The sequence below is a fragment of the Pseudomonas sp. MYb2 genome (assembly GCF_002979955.1).
In the GTDB taxonomy this organism is placed as follows: domain Bacteria; phylum Pseudomonadota; class Gammaproteobacteria; order Pseudomonadales; family Pseudomonadaceae; genus Aquipseudomonas.
In genome coordinates this window covers 21431-40974 of record NZ_PCQC01000009.1, presented here as the reverse complement: position 1 = coordinate 40974, position 19544 = coordinate 21431, and the positions used below count along the sequence as shown (strand labels likewise).

18 protein-coding genes and 1 pseudogene are annotated in these 19544 nt (G+C 58.0%); 7 read left to right on the top strand and 12 right to left on the bottom strand.

Annotated features, from left to right (window positions below; genetic code table 11):
- Nucleotides 1–122: 122 nt before the first annotated feature.
- The 3 genes from CQ009_RS16915 (at nt 123) to CQ009_RS16905 (ending at nt 5797) form a co-directional block, all read left to right on the top strand.
- Nucleotides 123–3941: an autotransporter outer membrane beta-barrel domain-containing protein gene (locus tag CQ009_RS16915; RefSeq protein WP_105707594.1), complete on the top strand. Its 3819-nt coding sequence runs from the start codon at nt 123–125 to the stop codon at nt 3939–3941.
- Between the two features lie 235 nt (nt 3942–4176).
- Nucleotides 4177–5304, top strand: a complete 1128-nt coding sequence (locus tag CQ009_RS16910) for a saccharopine dehydrogenase family protein (protein WP_105707592.1) — start codon at nt 4177–4179, stop codon at nt 5302–5304.
- Nucleotide 5305: 1 nt separating this feature from the next.
- Nucleotides 5306–5797, top strand: coding sequence for a DUF2269 domain-containing protein (locus CQ009_RS16905; protein WP_105707590.1), 492 nt, complete (start codon nt 5306–5308; stop codon nt 5795–5797).
- On the opposite strand, the gene CQ009_RS16900 is transcribed toward CQ009_RS16905, so the two are convergent.
- A complete protein-coding gene (locus CQ009_RS16900) occupies nt 5781–6248 on the bottom strand; it encodes a thiol-disulfide oxidoreductase DCC family protein (RefSeq protein WP_105707588.1) in 468 nt (155 codons plus the stop codon). The genes CQ009_RS16905 and CQ009_RS16900 overlap by 17 nt on opposite strands.
- A gap of 200 nt (nt 6249–6448) precedes the next feature.
- Between CQ009_RS16900 and CQ009_RS16895 the strand changes: the two genes are divergently transcribed.
- Entirely contained in the window at nt 6449–6790 is a 342-nt protein-coding gene (locus CQ009_RS16895; protein ID WP_105707586.1) for a hypothetical protein, read from the top strand.
- A 99-nt stretch (nt 6791–6889) separates the two neighbouring features.
- Nucleotides 6890–7615: pseudogene (locus CQ009_RS16890) on the top strand (TolC family protein); the annotation flags it as partial.
- An 18-nt stretch (nt 7616–7633) separates the two neighbouring features.
- Here CQ009_RS16890 and CQ009_RS16885 read toward each other — a convergent pair.
- From CQ009_RS16885 to CQ009_RS16870, 4 genes are all read right to left on the bottom strand, one after another.
- Complete coding sequence (locus CQ009_RS16885; protein ID WP_105707584.1) at nt 7634–9262, bottom strand: hypothetical protein; 1629 nt, start codon at nt 9260–9262, stop codon at nt 7634–7636.
- 114 nt (nt 9263–9376) lie between these two features.
- Entirely contained in the window at nt 9377–9769 is a 393-nt protein-coding gene (locus tag CQ009_RS16880) for a hypothetical protein (RefSeq protein WP_256585446.1), read from the bottom strand.
- Nucleotides 9750–10883 carry a polymorphic toxin type 44 domain-containing protein gene (locus tag CQ009_RS16875; protein ID WP_105707579.1) on the bottom strand — a complete coding sequence of 378 codons (1134 nt, stop codon included), beginning with the start codon at nt 10881–10883 and terminating at the stop codon, nt 9750–9752. Before CQ009_RS16875 ends, CQ009_RS16880 begins: the two co-directional genes overlap by 20 nt.
- A 239-nt stretch (nt 10884–11122) precedes the next feature.
- Nucleotides 11123–11485 (bottom strand): DUF6124 family protein, encoded by a 363-nt coding sequence (locus tag CQ009_RS16870; RefSeq protein WP_105707577.1) that lies wholly within the window; start codon nt 11483–11485, stop codon nt 11123–11125.
- A gap of 496 nt (nt 11486–11981) precedes the next feature.
- Here CQ009_RS16870 and CQ009_RS16865 point away from each other — a divergent pair, with 496 nt between their 5' ends.
- Nucleotides 11982–12989, top strand: coding sequence for a saccharopine dehydrogenase (locus CQ009_RS16865; protein ID WP_105707574.1), 1008 nt, complete (start codon nt 11982–11984; stop codon nt 12987–12989).
- An 81-nt stretch (nt 12990–13070) separates the two neighbouring features.
- Here CQ009_RS16865 and CQ009_RS16860 read toward each other — a convergent pair whose 3' ends face one another.
- Both CQ009_RS16860 and CQ009_RS16855 read right to left on the bottom strand, forming a co-directional pair.
- On the bottom strand, nt 13071–13463 hold the full coding sequence (locus CQ009_RS16860) for a GFA family protein (RefSeq protein WP_105707572.1): 393 nt from the start codon (nt 13461–13463) through the stop codon (nt 13071–13073).
- 2 nt (nt 13464–13465) lie between these two features.
- Entirely contained in the window at nt 13466–13714 is a 249-nt protein-coding gene (locus CQ009_RS16855) for a DUF6555 family protein (RefSeq protein ID WP_105707570.1), read from the bottom strand.
- A 285-nt stretch (nt 13715–13999) separates the two neighbouring features.
- Here CQ009_RS16855 and CQ009_RS16850 point away from each other — a divergent pair, with 285 nt between their 5' ends.
- Nucleotides 14000–14431, top strand: coding sequence for a DNA methylase (locus CQ009_RS16850; protein WP_105707826.1), 432 nt, complete (start codon nt 14000–14002; stop codon nt 14429–14431).
- A 294-nt stretch (nt 14432–14725) separates the two neighbouring features.
- Here CQ009_RS16850 and CQ009_RS16845 read toward each other — a convergent pair whose 3' ends face one another.
- The 5 genes from CQ009_RS16845 to CQ009_RS16825 form a co-directional block, all read right to left on the bottom strand.
- Entirely contained in the window at nt 14726–15199 is a 474-nt protein-coding gene (locus tag CQ009_RS16845) for a short chain dehydrogenase (RefSeq protein WP_105707568.1), read from the bottom strand.
- Nucleotides 15200–15358: 159 nt separating this feature from the next.
- A complete protein-coding gene (locus CQ009_RS16840) occupies nt 15359–16288 on the bottom strand; it encodes an MBL fold metallo-hydrolase (RefSeq protein WP_105707565.1) in 930 nt (309 codons plus the stop codon).
- A gap of 53 nt (nt 16289–16341) precedes the next feature.
- Nucleotides 16342–17544: an NAD(P)/FAD-dependent oxidoreductase gene (locus CQ009_RS16835; RefSeq protein ID WP_105707563.1), complete on the bottom strand. Its 1203-nt coding sequence runs from the start codon at nt 17542–17544 to the stop codon at nt 16342–16344.
- Nucleotides 17545–17838: 294 nt separating this feature from the next.
- Entirely contained in the window at nt 17839–18210 is a 372-nt protein-coding gene (locus tag CQ009_RS16830; RefSeq protein ID WP_064390712.1) for a response regulator transcription factor, read from the bottom strand.
- A gap of 130 nt (nt 18211–18340) precedes the next feature.
- Entirely contained in the window at nt 18341–19357 is a 1017-nt protein-coding gene (locus CQ009_RS16825) for a GlxA family transcriptional regulator (RefSeq protein WP_064390338.1), read from the bottom strand.
- Between the last annotated feature and the right edge of the window lie 187 nt (nt 19358–19544).

Genomic DNA, 19544 nt, shown 5'->3' with positions numbered 1-19544 from the left:
CGAACCGCGAATTACCAACTTTCGAAATAACAACTAAGGTCTATGACGGTAACCACAACGCAATATTCTGTGGTGTCGACAGGCGCGAGTTGCTCGAGAAGCAATCGAACAAGGAGGTTTTCATGCATGCTGCCCGCGACCATGTTCACGGCGGGTTTGCCCCGCACTTCATTCGCAATGCCTTGCTGGTCGCCATGGCCAATGCGCTGGCGCTGACCGACGCGCAAGCAGCATGCGGGCCCTTGGCGGCGGGAGCCTACAACGTCTCGCAAACCTGCTTGCCTGCCTCCGGTGTCGATGCGTCGATCAGCACTCAGACGGGCACCACCATTACCACCACCGCCGGTTCCTCGCTGAACAGTCGTGGCAACAATGCCAACACCACGCTGACACTCAGCGGCACCACGGTGGACAGCACGCCACCCACGGCAGCCAACGCAGTGTTTGCCAATGTCATCGGCGCCACCGGCAACGCCAGCCTGAGCGTCAATGGCGCCACCAACACGGTCAATGTCGGTGGCAGTGGCCTCGATGCACTGGCAATAACCAATGCTGGCGCCGGGTCGTCGACGTTCTCGGTGAGTTCCGGTACCACGCTGAACATCCTCAACACCGTGGTCGGCAATGAGCACGACGGCATCGACATCAATGCCAGCGGCGGCGGGGCGATCAACCTCAATCATCAGGGCAACGGCCAGATCACTTTGCTTGGCGGCAACGGTATCTGGACCAAAGCCACGGGCAGCGGCGAGACCAACGTTAGTGTCGGGAGTGGCGTGAGCATTCTGGTCAATAACGATGATGCACTGTCGGCCGGGCTTCCGATCATCGACGACACTTTGCCCACCGCTGGTATTGGTAACCATGCTGGTGTCCACACCCGGGCGGTGAATGGCAACACCACACTGATCAGCGCGGCGAACGTGCAGAGCATCGGCATGAACGCTTTTGGCTTGTTCACCGAAGGTGGCAATGGCATTACCCGCCTCACCAACAGCGGAACGCTGAGCACCAGCGGCCTCAACGGTTTTGGCATTCGTTCGTTTGCCACGGTCGGCAGCATCGCCATCGTCAACAACGGCGCGATCACCACCACCGGCGGCGCCGCGCACGGCATTTATGCCAACGACAACGTCGGCGGCAGCGGTTCGATCAGCATCGAGAACAATGCCACCATCAACGTCGGCAGCACTGCCAACACCGCCGGTTCGCGGGCGATCTATGTGATCAAGCGCGGCACCGGTGATGTCTCGATCACCGGTAGCGGCAATATCAACGTCCTCGGCGACATCAACACCACCCGGGCCTACGCGATCATTGTCAGCGCCGAAAACAACAATGTGCTGATCGATTACTCGGGCGACCTGTTCGCCAGCGGTTTCGGCGCGGGCGGCATTCGGGTCGACTCGACCGGGGGGAATGTTCAGGTCAACTATCGCGGCGACCGTATCGAAACCCTGCACAGCAACGCCAACGGCATCTATGCCTCGACGCAGTCGCCGACGGGCACGGTCAACGTCAATTCCGGCGGCACGATCATCACCCACTCGAACGCCGGTTCGGGCGACGGCACGGGCATTGGTTCCTTTGGTATCCAGGCGCTGACGCTGGGCGGCGACGTGGGTGTCGTGTTCAATGGCGCGCTGATCGACGTCAACGGCCAGGGCGCGGCGATTCTGGCCGGCAATGCCTTCAACTCGGGCAGCGGGCTGGGCACGTTGAGTGTCAGTAACAGCGGGGAGTTGATTGCGCGGGGCGATCAACAGCGCGGCATCCGTACGCTGTCGGTTACTGGCGCGCAGAGCGTGGTCAACAGCGGCTCGATCCAGACACTCGGCGCCAACAACAGTCAGGGCATTCTCGCCGAGGCCTCGGGTGCGGCCAGTGTTTCGGTGAGCAATAGCGGCGCGATCACCACCCAAGGCACAGGGGCGTCGGCGATTGACGCATTGACCGAAGGAGGCAGCGCCAACGTCATCAACACGGCCACCATTCAGGGCGGGCGGGGCGACAGCCGCGGTGTCGGCCTCGGTGGTGCGAGCCAGACACTGAACAACTCTGGCGTGATCAGCGCGCTCAGCGATGTCGCCGTACGCGCCGATGCGACCACGCCGGGCACGACATTTGCGCTCAACAACAGCGGGCAAATGACTGGCGCCGTGAATGCCGTCAGCGCGGCCAGTTCAGTGGCCAACAGCGGCACCTGGACGCTGCGCAATTTTACTGACAGCAGTGGCAGTCGCGATAGCTGGGGCGTTGCCGTCAGTGATCTCGGCGCATCGGGCGCCAACAGCATCGACAACAGCGGTGTGATTCGTCTGGCGGCGCAACCGGCGACGGGCATCGTCAACTTCAACGCCAGCGGCGCCTATCTGCCTTTGGGGCAAACGGCCAATAGCCCAACGCTGGGCGGTGCCGTGCAGGGGCAGTTGCTCGGTGTAAACCGATTCACCCATAGCGGCACGCTCGACCTTGCCGCCGGCAGCAACACGGTCGGCAATGTGTTGCTGATCAGCGGGGCCAACACCGCCGGCACCGATGGCGGCGGGGTGTTCGTGTCCAATGGCGGCAGGCTGCTGCTTAACACCACGTTGAATGGCGGCGGCGCGAACAGTCTCTCCGACATGCTGGTGGTGGATTCGACGACCACCGCCAGTGGCCGCACCACCGGCGTGATCGTGAGCAACGTCGGCGGGCAGGGCGAGCTGACTCAGGGCAACGGCATTGCGGTGGTCGAACTGCTCAATAAATCCGAAGCCGCGAGTGACGCCAATGCGTTTCAACTGGCCCGGCGTGTCGTCGCCGGCCCCTACGAATATCGCCTGCAACAAGGTGCCGAGGATGGCAGCGGCAAGGACACTTGGTATCTGCGTTCGGACGCCGTGCCTCCGGACGGTCCTCCCGGTCCTGATCCTGATCCCGATCCATCCCCGGTGCCGAATTACCGCCCGGAAGTATCGCTGTACGGCGCCGTTCCGGCGCTGGCCCTGGTTTACGGCCGGACGATGGTCGACACTCTTCACGAGCGGGTCGGCGAGGAGCGACTGAATCGCGGTGATCCGTTGCCCAAGGAAGACGAATCCACCTTGGCGCCGTCGATGGGTTGGGGCCGGGTGATCTACCGCAGCGGCAAACAGGATGGTGATCGCAAAAACGCTTTGGGCAACACCCCCGAATACAACTACGACCTGACGGCCTTTCAGGTCGGCACCGACCTCTACCGCAAGGACCGGCCTGACGGCAGTCACGAACAGGCCGGGCTGTCGTTGTCCGCCGGCACCATCGATGCCGGCGTCAGCCACTACACCCGGCGCGCCGCCGGCGAAGACACCGTGCGCGCTTACGGCCTCGGCGCGTATTGGACGCACTTCGGCCCCTCCGGCTGGTATCTGGACGGCGTATTGCAGCTCAACCGCTTCGACATCGAAGCCAAACCCAACGACCTGGCCAAACTGAAAACCCGTGGCTGGGGCTACACCGCGTCGCTGGAAAACGGCTACCCGTTTGAAGTCGACAAGGACTGGTACATCGAGCCGCAATTGCAGGCGATCTACAGCTACGTCGATCTGGACAGCAGCGATGACGTCGGCGCGAAGATTCGCTTCAAGGACGTGGATTCTTTGATCGGCCGCGCCGGTGTGCGTATCGCCAAGGACTGGGACACCGAGGGCGTCGATAAAACTGCACGGCGCACCAATGCGTGGATCCGGCCGAGTGTCTGGCATGAGTTCAAGGGGCAGCCGAAGACCGAGTTTTCTTCCGAGTCGGGATACATCCCGTTCGAGTCAGACCTGCAGGGCACGTGGGGCGAGGTCAATGTGGGGGTGGACTACCAGGCCAATCAGCGCACCACGTTTACCGCTTCGGCGGGTTATCGGCAGGGGTTCGATGGAGACAGTCATGGGTATGACGCGATGTTGGGGTTCAAGATCAATTTCTAGTCCCGTGCATACACCAAAGAAGCCTGTGGGAGCTGGCTTGCCAGCGATAGCGGTGGTTTAGCCACCATCATTGTTGGCTGATCTGACTCCATCGCTGGCAAGCCAGCTCCCACAAGGTTTCGTGGTATGCACAAAACCCGTGTACATCCTTTTCGCCAGACTCTTGAATGGCTTGCTGACGTTCAGCCCTATATCCTGCACGCCTGTTTGATGGATTGATTTAGGGAAGAATTGCATGCCGTTCAGGGTGATGGTGGTCGGTGGTTACGGAAACTTCGGCAGCATCGTGTGCCGGCATCTGGCGCTGATGCCGGACATCGGCCTGGTGCTTTCGGGCCGTGATCCGCGCAAGTTGCAGCGCAAAGTCGATGAACTGAATGGTCAATCGGACAATGTCTGCGAAGGCTGGTGCGGCGATGCCATGGGCAGCGAGTTCAAAGCCGCATTGCGCACGCTGAACATTCAGTTGGTCGTGCACACCGGCGGGCCGTTTCAGGGGCAATCCTATGCCGTCGCCGAGAGCTGCATCGACGCTGGCGTGAACTACTGCGATCTGGCGGACTGCCGCACTTTCGTCAACGGCATCGACGTTCTCGACACACGGGCGAAGCAGGCCGGTGTGGCGATCCTCAGCGGTTGTAGCTCGGTGCCGACGCTGTCCTCCGCCATCATCGATGAACAGCGCCAGCGTTTTTCACGCATCGACTCGATCGAACACGGCATTTCTTCGTCAGCGAAAATGCCCGGGCTGTCGACAATCGAAGGCGTACTGGCTTACGCCGGCAAACCGATCAAGCAACTGAAAAACGGTAAGGTACACGAAGTGTCCGGCTGGCTGGACCTGACCTTGCGCAAAATGCCGCAGATGGGCACGCGGCTGCTGGCCAACGTCGATGTGCCGGACATGGATATTTTCGCCGGTCGTTATGGTGCGCAGACCCTGAAGTTCAAAGCAGGCGCCGGGCTAAAACTCGGCGGCATCGCCAACGGTCTGCTGGCTCAGGCGTTGAAGATCGGATTGGTGCGCGACCATGCTCTTTGGGCTGCCCGATTGCATCGCCTAGGCAAGCGATTCGAGCGTTTCGGCGATGGCAAAAGCGCGATGTACATCGACGTGCTGGGCCTTGGTGCTGACGGCAAACCGCTGTCGATGACCGCGCAACTCACTGCAATGAATGACAAGGGCCCGGAAATCCCCAGCTGCGCCGCCGTAGCCCTGGCGACGAAAATGGCCCAAGGCTACGTGCCGCAACCCGGAGCCCGACCGTGCGTGGGCGAAATCAGCGTCGCCGAGTACATGGCCGCGATCAACGATCCGGTCAACCTGAGCCTGGCCGTGAACTTCTCGGACGGGCAGCGCTGACATGCTCTATCTGTGCCTGAAGTACCTGCACATCATCGCGGCGATTTTCCTGTTCGGCTTCGGCATGGGCTCCTACCTCTACCTGATCGCCGCCAGCCGCACACGCAACCCGCAAGTGATTGCCCACGTCGCGCGCATGGTCGTGGGCTTTGACACGTGGATCACCACGCCGGCCGGGTTCGTGCAGATCATCACGGGTTATCTGTTGATGCGACTTTCCGGGCTGAGCATGAGCACTGAGTGGGTGCTGACGTCGTTGATCATCTTCTTCTGCGTCGGCTCGCTGTGGCTGCCGGTGTTGCTGTTGCAGAAGCGGCTGTGTGTGATGGCGACGAGTGCGAGCGAGGTGGGGGCGGGGCTTGATGAACAATATCAATTGGTTTACCGCAAATGGTTCTGGATGGGCGTGCTCGGGTTTGCCGGGATGTTTGTCATCGTGCTGATGATGGTGACGAAGATGACACCAGTGCAGTTGTTCAGCTTTCTGCTGTAGGCGCCGTTGCTTTGAGAAAGCGCTGTTCATGGTCAGGCGTGGGCAGCAGGCAGGTGTCGTATTTGCCGAACAGGCGATAGCGGTTCAGCGCAATGCGGTCGTAAGCCCAGTCGCGCAGGCCTCGGGGGAAGATGCGCAATAGCCGCAATGGCTGCCAGCGGGCGGGCAGTTGGCTGATGACTTCGAGGAACGCGTCTGAACGTTCCCAGTAGTGGCGGTCGCGGATGACCGCCATGGTGTCGAATTGATCAATTGGCAGACCGGCCCACGCCAGAAGCGCCTGGCCTTCGGGAGATTGCACGGCGGCCAGACGTACGCGGCGTTGATGATCATGACGAATCAAAAAACGCGCCCAGCCGTTGCAGAGTTTGCACACGCCATCGAACAGGACCACGGATTCGTCCGGGTTGAGGAGCGGGGCGGGGGTTGGGCGGGGTTTTGAACTCGGCATGGGTGTGCGTTCAAGGGGATTGGGTGTCGCAAGCATAGCTTCAGGGGACCCCGTTCGTGAATGCTTCAATGACGGAAAAACTAATACTCGCTTAATACTCATGCGCTTATATCCGCGAACTCAGCGCCTTGTTCTACGAAATCGAGAGACCGTGTCCAATCGATTGTTCGCGCCAATTCCGACGGCTACACTCCAACCCCATGAAACGCTACCTGCGGCTTTGCCTCATCTTCGTGATCAGCCTGGCGCTTCCCCTCAGCGGGATGGCGGGGGTGCAGGCGCCGACAGAACCGTGCCCGATGAAGACGATGGGCATGGCGATGATGGACGACATGGGCATGGAATGTTGCAATGACATGAAAAGCCCGACCGAGCATGGCAAACCCTGCAAGCCGGGTCAGGAGTGCAAGACGGGCGGGATGCTGCAAGTCTCGATCGTCAAGCCGCCCGTGACCCTGTTCAGCCCCGTCGTGCTGGCCTTTGCCAGCGATTTCGTTCCTGTGTCGACCCCGTCCGGGGTCTGGCGACCGCCCCGCGTCTGATTCCTGTCCGTTATTGAACCTCATCCTGTTTTAACGGGATGGCATGGCTGTGCGCAGGTCGCTTGACGCGCGCAGCGGATCATCACAGGAATCGCAAACATGAACTCCAAGTGCTGTTGCACAGGTTGGTCCCTCGTGGCCGGCCTGCTGGCAAGCGTGCTGGCCTTGCCGAGCCTCACTGCCGCTTTGACGCTAGATGAAGCCTTGCGACTGGCGGAAAACACCGCACCATCGCTGGCGGCGCAGGATGCGAAGATTCAGGCTGCCAGCAGTGCGGCCGTTCCAGCGGGGGAATTACCCGACCCGAAGCTGCTTGCCGGCCTGCAGAACTATCCCATAGGCGGCCCGGACCGCTGGAGTGTCAACGACGACTTCATGACCATGCAAATGGTCGGGGTCAGGCAAGACATGCTCAATGCTGACAAACGCAAGGCGCGCATCGACGTAGCCAACGCTGGTGTCGATCGTGCTGCGGCCGAGCGTCAGGTCGAACGCCTGAACGTTCGCCAGGCCACGGCGCTGGCCTGGATCAGCAGCTATTCGGTGGAACGCAAGGACGCGCTGTTTCAGGACTTCTATAAAGAGAATCGCTTATTGGGCGACACCGTCCGCGCGCAACCGGCCGATGTCGTGACACCGAAACAGGTAGCGGCGCTATTGACCGAGCAGCAGGACGACCTGATTTGCCAGCGGGCTCAGGCGCGCGCGGCGCTGAAACGCTGGATTGGTCCTGCCGCCAACGCAACTCCGGAGGGCGGCCTGCCGCGGTGGCCGGTCGATACCTCTGGGCTGCCGCATAAGCTGCAACACCATCCCGAGCTTAGTCGACTCCAGAGGAGCGTCTCAGATTATGCTTTCGTTAATCGAATCGATGGTTATCGGATCGATGAAACTCACGTAATCTCGCTCGTCCTCTCCAAGTGATAGTTGCATATTTATCTTGCTGGCGAGGTCAGAAACGATAAAAAGCCTGACGTTTTTCTCCTTAAGATACTCACGTACCTTATCGCACAGACGGTTAATTCCGAGAACCTCCCAATTCGGATCATTTGGCGAGACAGACATTGAAACCTCTCCGCGGATATCGGATGGCTGCCGCGCCTCGATCTTCTGCGCAAATCCGTAAAGCTCCATCATACTAGGACTGAGGGAGTCCATGCGCTTTTCCAAAAGCTGCCGAAAATCATCATTCAGCAAAATTTCCATACTTTTCGAAATGTCGATGAGCCAAATTTCTTTGCGTAATGATTTTGCTATTAATGTAGATCTAAGTAGTTTTCTGAATTCGATATCGCCACTCGAATCAGGTCGCACGTTAGCTATAAGTGTAGTCTTGTCTTGACTCGATCGAGACCATGGAGTTGCGTCGTCGTAGTTTACGATGAGTACTTCGCCAGTCAATTGGCAGACTCCGGATTCGTACTTGTCTTTAACACTATCTAAGTGAGGTGTATCCAGGCTGACTCGTTGCTTGCACTCAATTATTAATTCTACGTTATTTGAGGTGGCGTTGGCGGCACTTGATATGACTATGTCTGGGCGTATTTCGGCGTGGTTTCTATTTTGATAAGTTGGTTGGTAGATGAAGGTTTTGGGGGTGTTTTCATGGATGGCAAGAGTAGTTTGTCGACCCAATTCTACCAATGAATTACCATCACGACTGGCCGAAAGTTGAAATCCTAGTTTTTCGAATTCTGATAATGATACTGTGATTATCCAAATCTCGTAGATTTGCCAGCGAAATTTCCAAAATGGAAGTTCTATAAGATTTGATGCTATCAATTCAATGTCGACAGGGTCAAATGCTATGGAAACAGCTGAAAGCTTTTCTTGATAATCTTTGTGCCCAGTAACACTGCTCGCTTGGCTCCGTGGTAATTTTTTTGTATTGTTGCCAATATAATAGTTGTTGAGGCCTTTGAAAATTCCTTCGAATTCTGAGCCGAGTCGATCTCTCGCACTCGCGAGGATTCTAAATATTTCGATCCCATTCCAGTCGTAATCACTGCTAAGAAGTCCACTATGATTAGGCTTAAAAACGTCATGGGCCAACCAATTCATGATGTCATTCTTTGTGCTAAACATTAGGTCGAATGAGGGTTGTATTCGGGTCTTTATTTCATCAAATAATCTGAAATTTTCGAGACATAGACTAATTGAATCTTGCCCTAAGCCTATTTCCCATTCGATTTTGTTGCTATTTTTTGATCGCAGAAAATTGGTGCGACTGCAGTAGTCGAATATGTCGCGATACATCTTTGATAATGGCTCCGCTATCTCGAGTAGAGCTCGGAGATATTGTTCAGCGGAAACGTTTTGCGCACTTAGTGCTTCTAGAAATTTGCCGGGTGGCAGTCCAAGAATTCTCTTCAGATCATTATAAAGCGCAGAGTCACGACCTAGATCTGGTTTGAAGTCAAAATTTCTGTTTGTAGTTAGATGTCTGTGCAGTTCTGCAGCGGTCTTAATCATGGGCGTTCCTTCAAGTGTTATTGGTTTAAAAAAACGAACCTGTCCAGTGGTTTTAATTATGAAGTCAATGGCGCAGTGGTTAGTTGTCTAGGTCATATTTTATTTCGACTTATTCTATTCTGGGAATGGCCCGCACGCGCCAATGAATCTGCCATCGGTACGGCTATCGATACCACCATCTTCCCCGATATAAACATCAGTATTTCGCCATTTCGGCTTAACCCGGATGCAATGAGATTTCCCTCCGTTGTTCCAGTCGAACTCCATAAAAAACTGGCTGTTCGGGAAAATATGTCCTGCACCACCAGTAACTTCACCCGGGTAGATCTCGCCTTTTGAGATGTCGTGTTGAACATTCAAAATGTAACCGAGGCGCCCTTGTCCCTTCTCAGAGAAGTGGAAGCTCACTTGTGGAGTCGCGACATACCAAAAGGCGATGGGTGCAAGTAACAACGCCACCGCCCAGCGCGAGAAATGCCGTTTTGATTTATTTGCAGACGTGGTCACGTGTGCCGTCCCCCCAGCTTGAAAGTGGTAGTGCTAAAACTTCATTCATAACCATCTTTGCCGTAATCCCTCCATTGGGGAGCTGCTTGTAGAGTTTGACTCCAATACTGATCGAGACTCGGTCGCCGATGTCGTCCCAAGCTCGCATGCCTTCGATGTCTGCTGAGCGGTGAGGTCCTTTTCGTTCGTTCCATTTCTGAATTTTCCGAAGGGAGTCTGATGCCACCTGCTCAAGCCCCGCGCCGTCCAGAAGAACCTCTTCAGAAAGGCCTCCGAAGCGCCCAACGTAGCCATAGTGAATGTTCGACCAGATGTCGTAGAAGTAATCGACCTGACCTTGCTTCTGCCAAGGACCACCGAACTTTTGTCCAATTGTCACCTTATGATCCCAAGGCCGATTTTGACCTACCCGCTCAGCCCAAAGGCCCATTGCAGTGACAGTGTTAGCAAGTGCAATTGCTTGGAAATTAGGGGGGGCAAGGCGTGCATACAAAGGTAGCTTTTGAAATTCTGCGTTTTCGGCTGCTGCGTCGAAGCTCAACAGCTTTTTCATTTTGAGCACGGAGGGATGGGTGATGTTTCGGTTCATTTCCCCGGCGATATAGCTGGCCACCTGTTCCATCAAGTCAGGGTCTTTGCACGTGACGGCAGCTTTGGGTTCAGGCTTTGTCTTGGGCTTTTTCGGGGTGGGTTTGGGCGTTACAAGAGCGTTTGCGGCTACTGCTTTCTCTTTTAATTTTGGGTCAACGAGCAGCGTGGCCATTTTCTCATCATCCACAGTGCCATCTGGACGGAACGCGCCGAGCGCCATGAAGTTGATGATGGTCGCACCACCCGCATCACCCATGGCAAAACCACCACCTACATCGCCTGACCCGGAAATGATCGTCCCGCCGTGGCTAGTCGGACTGCCCAAGTGGGCCATGGGGCGCCCGTTCACCTGAATGGATGGGAATCCTGTGGTGATCACAGCTCCACAGCCACAGGTATCGCCAACGCGAGCAGATCCCATGAAGTTAATGTTTACGTCGCCACTGGCGGAAGCAATCGGTGTAGTGGCGTGACCGGGCAATGGGCAGACATGCTTGTCACCCAATCGAGCGGAGGGAGTCATACGGCATCCTTGTCGTGCAATAAAAATGTCAAAGCGTGAGACTGAAAGTGCTTTTCACACTTCGGGAGATTACCGCACCGGCTGCGGCGAGTCTTTAGGAACGATCTTGGTTTATGTTTTTGGCCGGTTGGTTTTATTCGAAAACTATCGGCCAGGAGTCGCAGTCATTGGCCGATAGCAGACGCGTTAGATATTCTTCCTTTGTGGCTGCGACATGACCGCCACAAAGGGATTACCCCTCAATCCACCGGCACAACTTTATCCAGTGCTTTATTCACCGCCAGTTCCCCCAGCATCACCACTTGCGCAATCCCCAGCGCAGTTTTGCGTTGGCCTGGGTCCAGGAGGGCGGCGAAGTTGCAGAGCATTTCGGTGGCTGAGCTGAGCGATTCGCTGGCGTTAACGAGTAGGGACTCGCTGTCGTAGTCGGCGTTGGCCAGAAACATGGGAACGTGTTTTTTGTCGCTGCCCATGATGCGCTGGGTTGGCGTCAGGTAGTAGTCGAGGGCGCGTTCGGCGGCTTCGTGGAATTTCCTGGAATCGGGAGATTCGTACGGGGAGGCCGGATCTGTTTCCGGGGGATTCGGCGTTGGTTTGAACATAGATGAAGCTCCATATGGGACTTAAGGAGCCATCACCTTCGCTACCAAACGAAAGGTGGTGGCCATACGAAGGTTGGTAGACCGGCCCATATGGAAAATCCGGCGCGCCCGAGGACGCCCTGCGCATGGCCACCATAAGACAAACGCTGAAAGAGCATCTGCGTACGGTGACGTTATGCGTCATATGGAAGCGGGCTACCAAACCCCATCACTGTTGTTCAGTGACCCGGAAACGATAAAACCTGCATCCCAGACGCACAAGCCGGCGGATTCTGGCGCAGTCGTAGGCAATGGCGCAAGAAGTTGTAGCCTCAAGCAAGTAACGCGACGTGTCTTTTAAACAACCACAAAAAACTCCTAAACACGCCTCATCAACACGCCGTTCAAAATGACATTCGTCGGCCCGCCCTCCAGCTCAGGCAATGGCCTGGAACCCTCACGCCCGGGCACGCACCAACACTAGGTTGCAACCCAAAAAAGACGAGGAGGGATACCCATGTCACTTCAACCCATTTTGTTTCTGGGTGGCTCCGGCGCCATCGGCCACCGTTCTGCCAAAGCCCTGCGCGCCGCCCACCCCGACGTACCGTTGCTGATCGGCGGCCGCGACCTGGCCAAGGCTCAACAAGCCGCCGAGGAAATGGGCGGGGCGCAGGGCGTGGTCATTGATCCTGCGGCCGATGATCTGGGACTGGGCGATCGCCCGGTCAGCGCCGTGGCGGTTTTCTATATGGATCATTCCCTGGCCGGGTTGCGTTTCGCGCAGCAGCGCAAGGTGCCGCACCTGAGCATTTCGTCCGGCATTTTCGAGATTGCGCCGCAAATCGCCAGTTACATCCATCGCCCTGACGCATCTGCCATCGTGCTGGGTTACGAGTGGATGGTCGGTGCAACGACGGTGGCGGCGCTGCACATTGCTGAGGCGTTTGCCCGGGTGCGCGATATTCGCATTGATGCGTTGGTTGACGAGCAGGACGGCGGCGGGCCGACCGTGGCCAAAGATTTTGAACACTTGAGCAAAATGCTGCCCGCCGCCCTGACGCGGCGCGATGGCAATTACGTCTGGCGTGAAGGTGAGGAGCAGAACGTCAGCTTCCGTGCGCTGGATGGCACGTCGATGCAAGCCTCTGGCTTCTCGTCCATCGATGTGACCGGGCTGGCTGCCGCCACCGATGCGCCCAATGTGCAGTTCAATCTGGCCAGCGGGGTGAGCTCTTCGCGACGCGCGGGTCGGCCGATGTCGACCGAGATCCTCATCGAAATGGTCGGCGAGGATCGCAAGGGGCGGGCGTTGCACACACGGCATGCCGTCGTTCACCCGGCAGGCGCCGCAGCGTTGACAGGGCTCAGCGTCGCCATGTTATTGGAACGACTGCTTGGGCTGGATGGCAAACCACCCACTCCGGCAGGTCTGTACTTCCCTTATCAGTTGCTCGATGCCGGTGCGTATCTGAAGCGTTTGAGTAAAGAGGGCGGTGAGCTGCTGGAATTAAAAATGCACTAAGGCAAGTTTCCTTCGTTAATGCCGAGCGTTCTGATAGATCCGCTGGCAAGCCTTGATGTGCTCGCCAGCGGACCTTTGCCCTTAAGGCGACTGCCAAGCCCCACCATCTGCCACCGGCACCTCACCCAGATCATAAGGGTTGATCCCTTCAAGACAACCCACATTGAAACCAAACTCATGCGGATTGGTACTGCGCCGATGGTGGGTGTAAATACCGCAATTCCCGCAGAAAAAATGCTCGGCCACTTGCTGGCCAAAGCTGTACTTCAGCAATGCAGATTCACCGCGAATCACCTTCAGATCCGCCGCCGGCACCGCCGCCACAATCGCACCTCGGCGTTTGCAGAACGAGCAGTCGCAGCGGTGCGGCGGGGGCAGGCCGTCGGGCAAATGGATTTCGAGGATGACCGCACCGCAATGGCAACTCGCGCGGTGGTCGCAACGGATCAGCGTGTTGCCGATTTGTTTGAGCATGACTATGCCTCCATCCAGTCCACCGTTGCCGTTTCGCGCCATTTCACGTCGGTGATGCCGAAGCGCTCGGCCTGGGGTTTGGAGATGACTTTCAACGGTGGTTTGCCGGGTTTGGGAATCGGCGCGATGCCGGCATCGCAACTCGCCCAATGCCAGGCATCGGCATTGCGCATGGTTTTTGCGCGGATGACGAATGATCTTGGCTGGCCGTGAAGTTTGTATTCGATGACGAAGATGTCGACGTTGCTCATGAGTTCCTCCTTACGCTCATACGCAAATGAGTTTTGCCGACGAAAAAAATTCAAAGGATTTTGCGCTGTTTGTTTTTGCTGGGGTCAGGCACCCGAATCAAGCAGGCGCTGCGTCAGCAGAAGATTTTTTGAACACTGTTTCGTTAGCGCAGCCCAATGCCTATAGGTCTCGGAGGAGTGCGCCATGAACGAGGCAAGGTCCTGGGGCTGATCGTGTGGGGTGTTGCCGGCCCACGCGGTATCAAGCAAGGCCCCTCGTCACCGGAGCACAGCAAGGGCTAAGTGGTGAACAAAACGATCAGTGCAAAGCATCTGAACATCCAACTTCGGCGCAACGATGAAGACGGCCTGTTCAAATGGTTGCTTGCCAGTTTCTTGATGGGTAAGCGAATACAGGCCGAAATTGCCGCGCAAGCTTATCGGGTGATCGTCGATCAACACGGCCGCGACACGCCTCGCAAGCTCGCGCATTGCAGCCATCGTGAATTGGTGGCTATGCTCGGGGAGGCGCATTACGTGCGTTATGACGAGACCACGGCGGAGCGCCTGCTGGCGTTGGCACGCCGGCTTAACGACGAATATGCGGGCAAGGTCAGCAATATGCTGGAGGCGAGTACTGACCGTCAGGCTTTCGAAAAACGCCTGGCGGAATTTGATGGCATCGGTCCGAAAACCGTGGAGATTTTCATGCGGGAGGCGAGTGCGGTGCTTTTTTAATCGACTCGGTGACGGGTTACCTTTCCTAAGGAGAAGGTCATGAAAAAGATATGCGCATGTCTAGGTATTTGTTCGATGTTTTTATTGCAGGGCTGCTTTGAAAGCCCGCATGACTCACCCAACAAGGACGGTGACAAGAGCAAGGCCTCGTTGCAGATACAGCAGGGCAAAACGGACGAAAACAAATAGCTTCATTCCTGGCCAGAGAAGAATGTCGCAAGGGGATGCGGCTCAGTAGTGCCGCAAATTTCGGGCAGTGGCCAAACTCTGGTCACTGCCTGCCTCATTTCTCAGCTACCTGACTCGCCCGCGAGCGCGATTGATCGACAGAAGGCAAATCCCCACCAGCAAGGCTGCGCCTGCAACCAGCAGCGCAGAAGGACGCATTGGCTGGGGCGTGCCGTGTTTACGCCGCTGGGAGAGCGGCATTGCACGGGTTTGAGTGGGCATTTCGTCGAGCGTCCGGAGTGGCGCGACGGACTCTTCCTGATAGGGCACTTCCTCAATACTCAAACGCAGGCCGTCTGTCAGTTCCAGGGAGAGCGAAGTAATCGTTCCAACAATTCTGTCCGGATAAACTGGTTCGCCATTGGGATCGAGTTGGTCATACAGGAAATTCTGCCCTTCGAGCCAGCCCACGGCCGTCTGCAACTCGGGGCCCAGGTAATACTTGCCGTCGAGGAAAAATCCAGGGAATTGCGGCGCGCGCTCGACGCTTTCAATGCGATAACGCTCACCCGGTTTCATACCGGTTTCAGGGGCAATCATGGTCAATCCCTCCGCTGTAGGTTCAGCGGTAGAGAACAAGGATCGACCGTCGTTCCATGTAAAAGAGGAAAGGTAGCGGTTGTCCCGGAACGGATCTGTAACAGGCGAAAACAACTTCGCCCGACCAAGGCCGGGCGAAGCGGTGTGGCGCTAGCTCAATCAGTAATCCCAAATCGCCGGAATCCAGCGGAACGCTTCACCATTGATGGCAACACGGCCGACCGACGGGAAGGGCAAGTGTGTGGCGACAAACAGCTCGCCGCTGGCGGCCGCTTCCTGCAGCAAGCGCACACGCACGCGCACCGCTTCATCGGGATCGTGCTCGAAGCCGTTGTGCCAGTCCGGGTGATCGAAGGCCACCGGGAACAGGGCGTCGCCGGCGAAGGTCAAGCGTTCCTCGCCGGAGGTCACGTAGACCACGCAATGGCCCGGGGTGTGACCGCCGGTGAGTTTGGCGACCACGCCGGGAGCGACTTCGAACTCATTTTCGAAGATGCGCAGTTTGCTTTGGTACTGCTGGACGAACGCGTTGGCGGTCGAGCGCAATACATCCGGCACCGGTGCGGGCATGTCGGTGCAGGTGAAGTCCGGCGAGGTCCAGAAGTCGACTTCGGTGGCGGTGACGTGGATGCGCACGTCGTCGCGCAGACGGTTTCTCACCGTGTCGACGAGCAGTCCGCCGATGTGGTCCATGTGCATGTGGGTGATGACGATATCGGTGACGTCTGCGAGGTCGATGCCGGCCGCCGCGAGGCGTTTGGGAAACTGCCCGGCGCGGGGGAAACCGGGGAACTGGCCGCCAAGTCCGGCGTCGACGAGGATCACCTGTTCGCCGCTGCGCACCACCAGCACATTGAGTGCCCAGTCGAACGCGTCGGGGCCCAAGTACATCTCTTTGAACCACTCAGCGCGGTCGGCAGGATCGGCGTTGGTCGACATGGTCTGGGTCGGCAGCGGCAGGACGCCGTCGCTGATTACCATCACGTCGATGTCACCGAGGCGCAGCGCGTAGCGCGACGGCACCAGCTCTTCGGTCGGGGTTTGCAGGGTGGCGCTGTTGGCGGTGAAGGAATCCAGATGCATGGTCATGGTGTTCTCCTTTTTATCAGGCAAGACATCGGTTCTTGGGCGCTCGGGGCAGATCAGGCCACCGGAATCGCCGGGTCGGCAGCGGCCAGAGCGGCGCTACGCTCGGCGACCGGCGGGTAGATCCACACGCTGTTGATTTGCGTCTTCAGTTCCTTGGCTTCGTCTTTCACCAGTTTCAGCTGGCGATCCCAGCCCTCGGTGTACACCGCGCCCCAGGCACCCAGGTCGAGGCAGGTGACGTACTTCGGTTGACGGTATGTGGTCGGCGCGACTCCGAGCAGATCGGCGATGGCGTTGTTGCCGGCATGACGGCCGAGGCTGATGGCGTGCTGGCAGGACATCACCGAGAAGTTGCCGACGTCATCGGTGGCGGCACGGGCGACGTCACCGGCGGCGAACACGTGCTCAAGGCCTTGCACTTTGAGGTTGCCATCGACGTGCAACCGACCCTGACCATCGCGCTCGGCGTTGAGCTGTTCAGTCAACGGACTGGCGCGGAAACCCACGGTCCAGATCACCGTGTTGCTCTCGATGTGGCGACCGTCGGCGAGGGTGACGCCGTTGGCATCCACAGCAGCGACCGTGGCGTCGACGATCCACTCGATACCCAGTTCTTTGGAGGCCTCGATGATGGACGGGCGGATACCGTCGCCCATGGTCGCGGCGATGTCTTTGCTGCGGTCGACGATGATCACCCGAACGTCTTGATCGTCACCGAGAATGGCGCGCAGACGGCTCGGCATTTCGGTCGCGGTTTCGATCCCGGTGAAGCCACCCCCGGCGATGACGACGGTATTGCGGGCCTTGCTGACCGGTTGACTGGCCAACGAAATCAGGTGACGTTCCAGGCGCGCCGACGATTCGATCTGGTCGACGTCGAACGCATGTTCTTTCAGACCCGGCACTGGCGGACGGGCCAGTTGGCTGCCGCTGGCCAGCACCAGTCGATCGTAAGAAAGCTCACCCGGGCGACCGCTTTCATCGCGATAACCAACGCGACGTGCCTGGCCGTCGATGCTCTCGGCGGTGCCTTGGACGAAACGCACACCGACCGCAGCGAACAGTGCATCCAGCGGCGCGTACATGTTGTGCACATCGGGTTCGTAGAAACGCGGGCGGATGCGCAGTTCGGCTTGCGGGGCGAGCAGTGTGATCTCCACGTCGTGACGGTCATGCATATCCAGCAAACGCGCGGCGCTCAATGTGCTCCACAGCCCGCCGAACCCTGCACCGATCACCAATAATTGCTGTTTCATAATGTGCTCCCTGACGCTGATGGATGGATAAACCCGAGTCGTTTTCGACTCTGGCGTGACGTTACTGGCCACCGCAAACTGCTTGCCGTACTGCATGGCGCTTAATCGCCCGCTGTCGAAAACGATGTTATGGCGTGGGGGCTGCGGGCGCAGTTGTCCATCGGTGTGCGTCGATTACGCATGCGTTGAAGGGGGGTATACGAAGGTATCGAACGGTAGGAGCTGCCGAAGGCTGCGATTTGTTGATCTTGTTTTTAAAAGGCAACATCAAAAGATCGCAGCCTTCGGCAGCTCCTACACGGGAGGGGTTCTATTCAGGGCTTGTTTGATATGGCTGAGCAAGTCATCGGCCTGGAAGGGCTTGGGCAGGCAAGCCACCACTCCGGGGACTCGGGTGTTCACGTCATCGGGATGAGCAGTGACGAAAATCACCGGAATGCGCCAGCCTTGCGCGTGCAACGCCTCATTGAGTTGCAGGCCGCTCATGCCGGGCATCTGGATATCGGAAATCAGGCAGTGCGCCTGCTCGGGCCCTGTTGATTCAAGGAAGGTGCGGGCGTCGGGAAAGGTCCGTACCCGATAACCGCTGGCGCGCAACAAGCTTTCCAGCGCACTGCGAATGGCCTCGTTGTCGTCAACCACTGCAATGACAACCGTGTTGTGCATAGGGCTCCCTGACCGGATGGGCATGCGTGACGACTCCTGTCGTTCTTGCACCATACGCCGTCCGCGCTGGGGCAAAACTATACCTAGGTATAGCGCGTCGAGACCCTTTGATAGTCAGCGCTTCCGGCGATCAGCCTTCACGAGTGAAGCGACTACGGTAATCACGCGGAGAAATCGACAGGTGACGCTGGAAGCAGGCGCGCAGACGCTCTTCATCACCGAAACCGCAGAGGCGCGCGACCTTGCCGATGTTGTGCGCCGAGTTTTCCAACAGACGCTTGGCCGCTTCGAGGCGGAACAGTTCGATGGCTTTGGATGGCGTGCGGCCGGTGTTCTGTTTGTAGACCCGGGTAAAATTGCGCAGGCTCATTCTGGCCTGCTCGGCGAGACGCTCCACACTCAGTTTGGGATCGCCGAGGTTGTCCATCAGCCAAAGGTGCAGCGGCTCGAACAATGGGCTGTCCTGCACCTGCGCTTGCAGCAACGTGCTGTATTGCGCCTGACCACCGGGCCGCTTGAGGTACACCACCAGTTCGCGGGCGACCTGCAAAGCCACTTCGCGGCCGGCATCCGCCTCGACCAGCGCCAGCGCCAGATCGATACCGGCCGTGACACCCGCCGATGTCCACACCGCCCCTTGCTGGATGAAAATCGCATCGGCATCCACTTCGATCGTCGGGAAGCGTTCGCGCAACGTCTCGCACATGGCCCAATGCGTTGCGGCGCGACAGCCGTCGAGCAGGCCAGCCTTGGCCAGCAGGAACGCGCCGCTGCACACCGAGACCACGCGTTGCGCGCTCGGCGCCTCGCGACGCAGCCAGTCGGTCAGTTGGCCATGCTCGTTGAGGGACTGGCAGATGTCCGGGGCACCGGGGACGACGAGGGTATCCAGTGCGGCCATGTTCAGATCGCGTAGCGCGCGGGTGTCGACGGCCAAACCTTCGACGGTGTGCACCAAGCCGCCTCCAAGGCTGGCGGTGTGCAGCTGATAACCCGCTTGACCGCGTTCGGCCATTGCTTTGCTCGCGGCCCAGAACACCGTTTGTGCACCGCTGAGGTCGAGCAGGCTCATTCGCGGGTAGGCGATGAAAACCACGTCGCGTGATTGCGCGGTAGAAGTGCCGGGCTGCGGGGAAACACTGGACATCGAAATCTGCCTGTTCAATCGGCTGAAGCGGGGCGGTTACGGCATGGCCGATATTCAGGGTTTTCTGGCCTGTCGGCAACGCGCGCCGACTGCTAGCCTGCTGCGCGACCGTTTGGCTGGCATCTGGCTGCGTTTGCCATCATGGACTAGATTTATTCACCTGCACATCGCACGCGTTGCGATCTCG